Raw genomic sequence first — 1,063 nt, 5'->3', positions numbered from 1 at the left:
CGTCGACGCTCAGCGCCGGCAGGGCTTCCGGCGTATCCGGCGCGGTCAGCGTGTCCGAAATGGTCAGGTCGGCGATGCCCGAGATGGCGACGATGTCACCGGCTTCGGCGCTGTCCTGCTCGATGCGCTCGAGGCCGAGGAAGCCGAGCACCTGGGCGATCTTGCCCTGGCGCTTCTTGCCCTCGCGGTCGATCACGGCGACCTGCATGCCCTTCTTCAGCGTACCGCGCTGCACGCGGCCGATGCCGATGACGCCGACGAAGTTGTTGTAGTCCAGCTGGCTGATGCGCATCTGGAAGGGGCCGTCCGGATCGACGTCCGGCTTCGGCGCATGCTGCATGATCGCTTCGTAAAGCGGGGTCATGTCGCCTTCGCGGGCGTTCTCGTCGAGCGAGGCATAGCCGTTCAGCGCCGAGGCGTAGACGATCGGGAAGTCCATCTGCTCGTCGGTGGCGCCGAGCTTGGCGAAGAGGTCCCAAACCTGCTCGACAACCCACTCCGTACGCGCGGCGGGGCGGTCGACCTTGTTGACGACGACGATCGGCTTGAAGCCCATCGCGAACGCCTTCTGGGTGACGAAGCGCGTCTGCGGCATCGGGCCGTCCATCGCGTCGACCAGGATCAGCACGGTGTCGACCATGGACAGCACGCGCTCGACTTCGCCACCGAAGTCAGCATGTCCCGGGGTGTCGACGATGTTGATGCGGTTCTTCGCACCCGTCTTCTTGTCTTCCCAGGTAATGGCCGTGTTCTTGGCCAGGATCGTGATGCCACGCTCCTTTTCCTGGTCGTTCGAATCCATGACGCGCTCGGCCAGTACGGTGCGCTCGTTGAGCGTGCCGGACTGCTTCAGAAGCTGGTCGACGAGGGTGGTCTTGCCATGGTCGACGTGAGCGACGATGGCGATATTGCGCAGGAATTCGATCGACATGCGGTATGCGCCGGCATAAAGCCGGATCGCCTCTTTGGTTTGGGAAGCCGCCGATTATAAAGGAAAAGAACGACTTTCGCATGACCGGGCGGGGCCCGCCTTCATCGGCCCCCGCCCGGTACCCCTTTTCAG

At 63.8% G+C, this 1,063-nt stretch carries 1 protein-coding gene; it reads right to left on the bottom strand.

Going from position 1 to position 1,063, the window contains the following annotated elements:
* On the bottom strand, positions 1-931 hold a 931-nt coding region (locus tag AC1DSN_RS23055), incomplete at its 3' end, for a GTP-binding protein (RefSeq protein WP_477333213.1).
* Between the last annotated feature and the right edge of the window lie 132 nt (positions 932-1,063).

The organism is Luteibacter sp. P4_D7_3 (assembly GCF_056401735.1).
Note: the sequence above shows the minus strand (reverse complement) of the source record. Positions and strands in the feature narration are given on the sequence as shown.